Origin of the sequence: Coleofasciculus sp. LEGE 07092 (genome assembly GCF_015207375.1) — a bacterium.
Classification (GTDB): Bacteria; Cyanobacteriota; Cyanobacteriia; order Cyanobacteriales; family Coleofasciculaceae; genus LEGE-07092.
The window spans coordinates 1-6,487 of the sequence record NZ_JADEWY010000211.1; the positions used below are offsets into that span (position 1 = coordinate 1).

Consider the following 6,487-nt stretch of genomic DNA (forward strand, 5'->3'; position numbering starts at 1 on the left):
ACCTAGCAGAACTCGCGGCTTATGGATCTTCTCCCTATCTGAGGATGTTGCAAAAGTTTCCCCCAGAATTGGAACAGTTGGGGAACAAAATTCGCGTTCATATTGTTGAGTCGCCGCCCTTGCATTTAACGGAAGGGAACTTAATTCGATCCGGCGTCAATCCTCAACTGGATGAAATGCGCCGCACTGCTGAAGATGACCAGCAATGGATTGCGAATTTAGAAGTCACGGAACGAGAACGCACGGGTATTCCCAATCTAAAAGTAGGGTATAACAAAACCTTTGGTTACTATATCAGTATTTCTCGCAGCAAAGCTGACCAAGTTCCCGATAACTATATCCGCAAGCAAACCCTCACGAATGAGGAACGCTACATTACCCCCGATTTAAAAGAACGAGAAACTCGAATTCTCACGGTACGGGACGATTTGAATCGGCTGGAATATGAGGCTTTTGCCAGTTTGCGAATTGAAGTTGCCGAGTATGCTGAACAAATTCGCAGTATCTCACGGGCAGTTGCTGCGATTGACGTGTTGTGCGGGTTAGCAGAGGTGGCAGTACAGCAAGGGTACTGCCGTCCTACTATCGTTGAAGGGCGCGAGATTACGATTATTGACGGGCGGCATCCGGTGGTAGAACAGTCACTGCCTACGGGGTTTTTCGTGCCGAATTCGGCGTATTTGGGACAGGAAGATGCCCCCCACCTCTCCTTGAAAAGGGGGGAGAAGATGGAGGAGATAGAACGCCCTGATTTGATTATTTTGACTGGACCGAATGCTAGTGGGAAGAGTTGCTATTTGCGGCAGGTGGGGTTGATTCAGTTATTGGCGCAAACGGGAAGTTTTGTGCCTGTGGGGTCGGCAACATTGGGAATTTGCGATCGCATTTTTACCCGTGTGGGTGCGGTAGATGATTTGGCGACGGGTCAATCGACGTTTATGGTGGAGATGAATGAAACAGCAAATATTCTCAACCATGCCACCGGGAAATCCTTGGTATTGTTAGATGAAATAGGCAGAGGCACGGCAACCTTTGATGGGTTATCTATTGCTTGGGCGGTTGCGGAATATCTAGCAATGGAAATTGGGGCGCGAACGATTTTTGCCACTCATTATCATGAATTGAATGAACTGGCGTCTATTTTGCCGAATGTTGCCAATTACCAGGTAACGGTGAAGGAACTGCCTGATCAAATTATCTTTTTGCATCAAGTTCAACCGGGAGGGGCGGATCGTTCGTATGGGATAGAAGCAGGGCGTTTGGCGGGTTTACCTGCATCGGTGATTGCACGGGCGAAGCAGGTGATGGGACAAATTGAGAAGCATAGTAAAATTGCGATGGGGTTGCGTAAGGGAATTGGCAAAGAACGAGGGATATCGGCGGTAGAGGAGGAGGGAATTGGGGTGGAACAGTTGGATATTTTTGGGGATTAATCCTCTGCTGGTGTTTGAATTCTAGTATGAGCGATCGCACTTATTGCTGTCTGTCTTCACAGAGGATAACAATCTGAACTCTACGCTGACTCATTCAACCATCCCCGTGCAATGAGTTCTGAAACGGGTAGTCCAGAATTGTCAGCAACTTCACTGCTAATTCGTTTGATTCGGACAGGAGCGTTACTTTGACGTTCAAACCAATAGCCAATCGGTGAAGCTAAAAGGTAGTTGATTAACTCAGGATGATGAGAAATCAGTAACGCTTGGATCTGTCCTTCACTACAAAAGTTCGTAAAACCATCCATAACATCTTTGAAGATATTTCCTAGTTCGGCGACTTTACCTTGATCTTCAGAAAGATAGCGATACCAAGAAACAAAATTCTCCATATTATTGGTCAAACACATTTCTTCCTGGCTACTCTCATCAATCATCAAGTTTGGAATAATTCGCACGATAATGAAACGTGCCATCCGTTCTCTAAACCAAGTTAATTTTGTATTGTAGACTCTTGGCATTAATGAAGGCAGCATAGACCGTGACCAATCAAATGAATATTGGGAACCTTGGTCATGATTGTCTCGATAGAGTGTAACTTCGCCCAACTCAAATTGTCACCATTAACAAATGCCTGAATTTTTTGTAGGACTTCAAAAACGGTCGATTTGCCTGTTCCGTTAGAACCGAGAAATAGATTAATCATATTAACGTCAAGTTCAAAATTTACTAGACAGCGAAAATTATCAATATAGATACGTTTCAGCATATTTTTTTTCAGTAATAACTCTTTTATATTGTGTGCGGGGACGCCCTCCACAGGTTCCCGGTGTGCGAACAATCAGCGTACCAATGTCAGTTAGGGTTTGCATAATCTGCTTGCTCACATCTTGCTCTCATCCTAACTTGTTGAGCTATCACCGAGTGCGATCGCCCCAGCTCAGTCAATCAGGGATACCAGTCAGCTCCCCAGATGTTCGTTTCTTCACTCCCCTCATCAAGTAGTATAGTTTCGCAATGTGCTCTGATAAAGCGATCGCACATTCTGGAGCTGGAGGATGAACGATGAGAGCGAAGAGTGTCAACACCCTGGTTGAACCTTTTCTGCACTAGGGGAGTCTAAACAATGAACAGAAAAACTGGTGAGAGAGAACTTACAGGTGTCAGCCATACCCGCAAAGGTGTCAAAGAATGACCGCGCTGTTCGAGAATCCGATACCGATACCGATGCCGACTTGGTGCTACATTGCCAACAGGGAAATCAGCAAAGTTTCCGTCAACTGTATCGGCGCTATCAGCAGCGAGTGAGATCTACGCTCTATCAGCTATGTGGTGCTGAGGGTTTAGATGATTTAGTACAAGACGTCTTCCTCCGAACCTGGAAAGGCTTACCCCAACTGCGACAGGTATCCCAATTTTCCACTTGGATATATCGCATCTGTTGGAATGTGGCATCCGATCGGCGGCGGCAGTTTGCCCAGCAGCGTTCCTTCAACGCTAAAATTCGAGCAAATACAGAGGCAATGTCTCTAGACGAGTGTAAACCGTCCCAGACTTCTGACCTAATGCAGTTGCACTATCAAGATATCGTACAACGAGGACTGCAACAACTCAGTTTTGAACACCGCGCCGTCTTAGTGCTGCACGATCTTGAAGATCTGCCCCAAAAAGAAGTAGCACAAATTTTGGGCATTGCAGTAGGAACCGTGAAGTCTCGCCTTTTCCATGCTCGAACGTCGTTGCGAAACTGTATTCAGCAACAAGGAGAAATGCTATGACTCAATTACCACCTGATGATAAAGAATGGCAAGAATTTTTGCGCCAACACTGCCCTACACCTCCCCCTGCCGCCGATGATTTAGAGGATCGGCTGCTTAATGCTATCGAGGAGCAAGAGCAACCTATGCGGAGTCGGGGGTTATGGGCTATACCACCAGCCATTGTTGCTGGTTTACTGATGGCTTGGAGTGGCTACCGCACGCTGATTCCTTTGCCAGAACCGTCTCACTCGTCTGCTAGTTTGGAAGCGTTCTTAGAAAATAACTGGAACAGCGTTACGGGAGAGACACCCGTCAGTTCTTCACCTGAGAGTACCCCAGCAAATTGGGTGCTCTTAGCGAATACAGCACCTTGAGCTTTTAATTCCAACAAAATTTAAAGGTAAGCGTTGGTAAGTCAGTCAAACTGATGCCCAACTCAAGAGGTAACTTTTATGTTGTTACGTCGTGTTTCTATTTTATCAGTCCTCCTGCTTTCTCTGGGAGGGGTTATGGCTCTTGCCAATCCCAATTCTAAGGGTGTAATCCCATCAATTGTGCCAACCTTTGAAGGTCAACCGCCCCAGAAGCAAAGTAGATTGAGGTTGATGGAAGAACTCAACCTCACATCCGAGCAAATGCAACAGTTGCATAGCATTCAACAGCAGTACAGAAGTCAGATTAATAACCAGCGCCAGGAACTAGCTCTAGCCCAGGAAAAATTAGCGGAGTTGATGGCGAGTACTGCTACTGTTGACCAAATTCGTACCCAACACGAGCAGGTTCAAGAATTCAGCCAGCAGCTAGGAGAGTTAAGCTTTGAAAGTATGTTGGCAATGCGAGACGTTTTTACCCCCACTCAACGCCACCGATTTGCTCAACTGATGGAGCAACGGCAGGACGAGGTGAGCAATCACACTCAGCAACAAAAAAGGTTAGATCGTTGAGATTTATCTACCTTCACGGTTTTGCATCAAGTCCTGGTTCAGCAAAGGTTGTGTATCTGCGCGATCGCTTTGCAGATATTGGTATTTCTCTAGAGGGAATGAGCTACGGAAAAGCCCCCAATTCCCTATTATCTAAGGGAGGGATGGGGGAATTGATGAACTAAAGTGTACCCAGTAGCAGCGACCTTATCGGATTTCTTTTCGCTCGTCAACGATAATGACCTCTGGCTCACCATCACCTGTTAAGTCGCGAGCATCAGTAACCACTTCTCGGGTTGCTACCCGTTCGCGAGTGGCAACAGGCTCCACTTCCGCGACTTCCTCACGAGCTTCTCGCCGAGCAGGAGCGTCGAAGATTTCAAATTCTTCAACATGGCGATCGTGCATGATAGAGCGGACGCGCTTCAGGTCATTGTCACTGCCGCTAACCATCAACAAATACTCGCCAGCTTTGATGCGCTCGTTGTACACCTTGGCTCTCTCCTCAGGAATACCCATACCCACCAAGGCACCAATAATACCGCCAGAGGCTGCACCGATTCCGGCTCCTGCCAAAGTAGAGGCTACGGCAGATATCTCGGCTCCGGCTGCGAGTATAGGACCAACACCAGGAATCGCTAATAAACCGACCCCTACTAAGAAGCCACCAATACCGCCTAGAACTGTACCAGCAGTCGCGCCCGCAGCAGCTCCTTCCTTGGCTTCGTTGCCGTGTTTTTCGGTTACTTCCCTAGCTCCTTCAACGTCATCAATATTCCGTGCCAATAAGGAGACTCTGTTCATGTCAAACGCAGACTTTTTAAGGTCTTGGAGCGCATCTTGGAGATCTTCGCGTCTTTTGAAAACACCGACGGCGCGTTTGTAGTTACCAGTTTTGGGAGTAAACTTTTCTTTCTCAATCATTTTGTTTCCTTTGTCTTGAATTCAACAATTTAGGGTGTGACTAAGCCCTTTTCTTTTCTCTTGACTTAGTTTGAAAACCAGTCGTAACAAAGCCGCTACTCACCAGGAGCAGGATCGACAGCAGATGGATAGATACCATCGGCTACAATTACGGGTCTTTGGGTGTATCTGGACAAAAACTCTTCGATCTTTGCGTCGTCCCAGCCTAGGTTAGCTTCCTTCAGGAGTTTAGCATCAGCCTGGCGCGCTGTGCCAGTCACTGTAATGTTTTCACCTTCTTGGACTGCGGCGATTGAACCCCCTTTAAGATCGGCTTCGACACCAACAACCAGCACTCCGATATCATCAACCCAACCCTCTTCAAACAGGGCAAGTGCATTGTTGGTTGCTTCCAGTTTTCTGACATCGCCTTCTACAGCAATGACTTTATCAAAATAGCCGGTCGGAGCGGCGGCGAGTTCTTCAGTAGTGGGGGCAAGCGCCAGAGATTGGGCAATAATGGCGGGTTGCTCTTCGTAGTCTACATACAGCTCGTCTTCTAAGTCCAGACCGTATTCTTTTTCAACGTCAGCAAGCACAAATTGTGCAACTTGACCTGTAGCTTGAACCGGCATATCTTCTTCGGCAGGAAGCGTGAAGACAGTACCTGTGGCATTAATCACGAGAATGGGTTTATCCTCCTCCGTGTTCATAACAAAGCCAGACTTCCCAACGGCTTCTCCCACTAGGCTTCTTACCGTTATCTCTTGCCCAATAACGCTTTCGGTATTTTCAGCAACGTCTTCAGTGGTAACGTTAGTTTTTCCTTCCTGAATCTCTTCATTATCTGTAGTGCAGCCAGGAAGCAGCAAAGTGGTTACACTCAGAGCGATCGCTCCTAGACAAGCTCCTGTTCTTTTAGTCCAGAGGGGGCTAATGTAATCTTGATCGAGCATAATTATCCTGATAGATATAACAAAATTTACGGCTTCTCAAGAAGCAGTGAATTAAGCCCTGTAACTGACTCCTTAACAGTTAGGTGGGGGCGGTTGTAAAACGTTATTATTCGAGCGTTCTACTTACTCCAATCAATTTACAGCCGCTCTAACTACAGTTACATCTATCAGTAGAGTGACTTGCCCTCTCTGACTAAGTGTAGATTTTCAGAGAATTTTGCAGTTTTATTAAACACGGTTGGGGGTAGAGACATTAGTACACAACTTCTCTACTGAATGTTGGTTGACCGACAAAACTTGTGAGCAGATGCCTAGAAAGCCCTCACCCTAGCCCTCTCCCCAAGGGAGAGGGAACAAGAACAAGACTTACGCACTCAAACACATAAAATAGCCGTAATCCTCTGTTCCCCGTTCCCCGTAGCCTAAAACATTGATTTTTCGTTTCAGTGCGTCAGTCCTAAAGAATATCAATCAGCTCCCCTCTCCCCTGGGGAGAGGGGTTGGGGGTGAGG

The 6,487-nt window shown here is 46.8% G+C and carries 10 protein-coding genes and 1 pseudogene; 5 read left to right on the forward strand and 6 right to left on the reverse strand.

The annotated features are described in order from the left end of the window. A partial coding sequence (mutS, locus tag IQ257_RS28330; protein ID WP_193933422.1) for a DNA mismatch repair protein MutS occupies positions 1–1,433 on the forward strand: 1,433 nt, incomplete at its 5' end. A gap of 80 nt (positions 1,434–1,513) precedes the next feature. Here the strand turns inward: mutS and IQ257_RS30485 are convergent. The 4 genes from IQ257_RS30485 to IQ257_RS31730 all read right to left on the reverse strand — a co-directional run bounded on the left by IQ257_RS30485 (position 1,514) and on the right by IQ257_RS31730 (position 2,477). Continuing rightward, positions 1,514–1,909: a hypothetical protein gene (locus IQ257_RS30485; RefSeq protein ID WP_228061117.1), complete on the reverse strand. Its 396-nt coding sequence runs from the start codon at positions 1,907–1,909 to the stop codon at positions 1,514–1,516. A 44-nt stretch (positions 1,910–1,953) separates the two neighbouring features. Then, positions 1,954–2,202, reverse strand: a complete 249-nt coding sequence (locus IQ257_RS30490) for an AAA family ATPase (protein ID WP_228061118.1) — start codon at positions 2,200–2,202, stop codon at positions 1,954–1,956. Next, entirely contained in the window at positions 2,180–2,305 is a 126-nt protein-coding gene (locus IQ257_RS30945; protein WP_265586119.1) for a hypothetical protein, read from the reverse strand. Before IQ257_RS30945 ends, IQ257_RS30490 begins: the two co-directional genes overlap by 23 nt. Before the next feature lie 76 nt (positions 2,306–2,381). After that, positions 2,382–2,477: a DUF5674 family protein gene (locus IQ257_RS31730; protein WP_228061119.1), complete on the reverse strand. Its 96-nt coding sequence runs from the start codon at positions 2,475–2,477 to the stop codon at positions 2,382–2,384. Positions 2,478–2,602: 125 nt separating this feature from the next. Here IQ257_RS31730 and IQ257_RS28345 point away from each other — a divergent pair, with 125 nt between their 5' ends. The 4 genes and pseudogenes from IQ257_RS28345 to IQ257_RS31735 form a co-directional block, all read left to right on the forward strand. Continuing rightward, positions 2,603–3,211 (forward strand): sigma-70 family RNA polymerase sigma factor, encoded by a 609-nt coding sequence (locus IQ257_RS28345; RefSeq protein ID WP_369076437.1) that lies wholly within the window; start codon positions 2,603–2,605, stop codon positions 3,209–3,211. Beyond that, on the forward strand, positions 3,208–3,567 hold the full coding sequence (locus tag IQ257_RS28350; protein WP_193875253.1) for a hypothetical protein: 360 nt from the start codon (positions 3,208–3,210) through the stop codon (positions 3,565–3,567). Before IQ257_RS28345 ends, IQ257_RS28350 begins: the two co-directional genes overlap by 4 nt. Before the next feature lie 78 nt (positions 3,568–3,645). After that, the gene (locus IQ257_RS28355; RefSeq protein WP_193875255.1) at positions 3,646–4,137 is read left to right on the forward strand and encodes a Spy/CpxP family protein refolding chaperone; all 492 of its coding nucleotides are present in this window, start codon (positions 3,646–3,648) and stop codon (positions 4,135–4,137) included. Further along, a pseudogene (locus IQ257_RS31735) lies at positions 4,134–4,229 on the forward strand (YqiA/YcfP family alpha/beta fold hydrolase); the annotation flags it as partial. The gene IQ257_RS28355 and the pseudogene IQ257_RS31735, both read left to right, overlap by 4 nt. A 94-nt stretch (positions 4,230–4,323) precedes the next feature. Here the strand turns inward: IQ257_RS31735 and IQ257_RS28365 are convergent. Continuing rightward, on the reverse strand, positions 4,324–5,040 hold the full coding sequence (locus tag IQ257_RS28365) for a histidine kinase (protein ID WP_193875259.1): 717 nt from the start codon (positions 5,038–5,040) through the stop codon (positions 4,324–4,326). Positions 5,041–5,135: 95 nt separating this feature from the next. Beyond that, positions 5,136–5,975 (reverse strand): hypothetical protein, encoded by an 840-nt coding sequence (locus IQ257_RS28370; protein WP_193875261.1) that lies wholly within the window; start codon positions 5,973–5,975, stop codon positions 5,136–5,138. Between the last annotated feature and the right edge of the window lie 512 nt (positions 5,976–6,487).

Bases quoted from the DNA above. Each gene is read 5' to 3' on its own strand.
- IQ257_RS28370 (WP_193875261.1), bottom strand. From the start codon at position 5,975: ATGCTCGATCAAGATTACATTAGCCCCCTCTGGACTAAAAGAACAGGA.
- IQ257_RS28350 (WP_193875253.1), top strand. From the start codon at position 3,208: ATGACTCAATTACCACCTGATGATAAAGAATGGCAAGAATTTTTGCGC.
- IQ257_RS28355 (WP_193875255.1), top strand. From the start codon at position 3,646: ATGTTGTTACGTCGTGTTTCTATTTTATCAGTCCTCCTGCTTTCTCTG.
- IQ257_RS30945 (WP_265586119.1), bottom strand. From the start codon at position 2,305: ATGCAAACCCTAACTGACATTGGTACGCTGATTGTTCGCACACCGGGA.
- IQ257_RS30485 (WP_228061117.1), bottom strand. From the start codon at position 1,909: ATGGCACGTTTCATTATCGTGCGAATTATTCCAAACTTGATGATTGAT.
- IQ257_RS30490 (WP_228061118.1), bottom strand. From the start codon at position 2,202: ATGCTGAAACGTATCTATATTGATAATTTTCGCTGTCTAGTAAATTTT.
- IQ257_RS28365 (WP_193875259.1), bottom strand. From the start codon at position 5,040: ATGATTGAGAAAGAAAAGTTTACTCCCAAAACTGGTAACTACAAACGC.
- IQ257_RS31730 (WP_228061119.1), bottom strand. From the start codon at position 2,477: ATGTGCGATCGCTTTATCAGAGCACATTGCGAAACTATACTACTTGAT.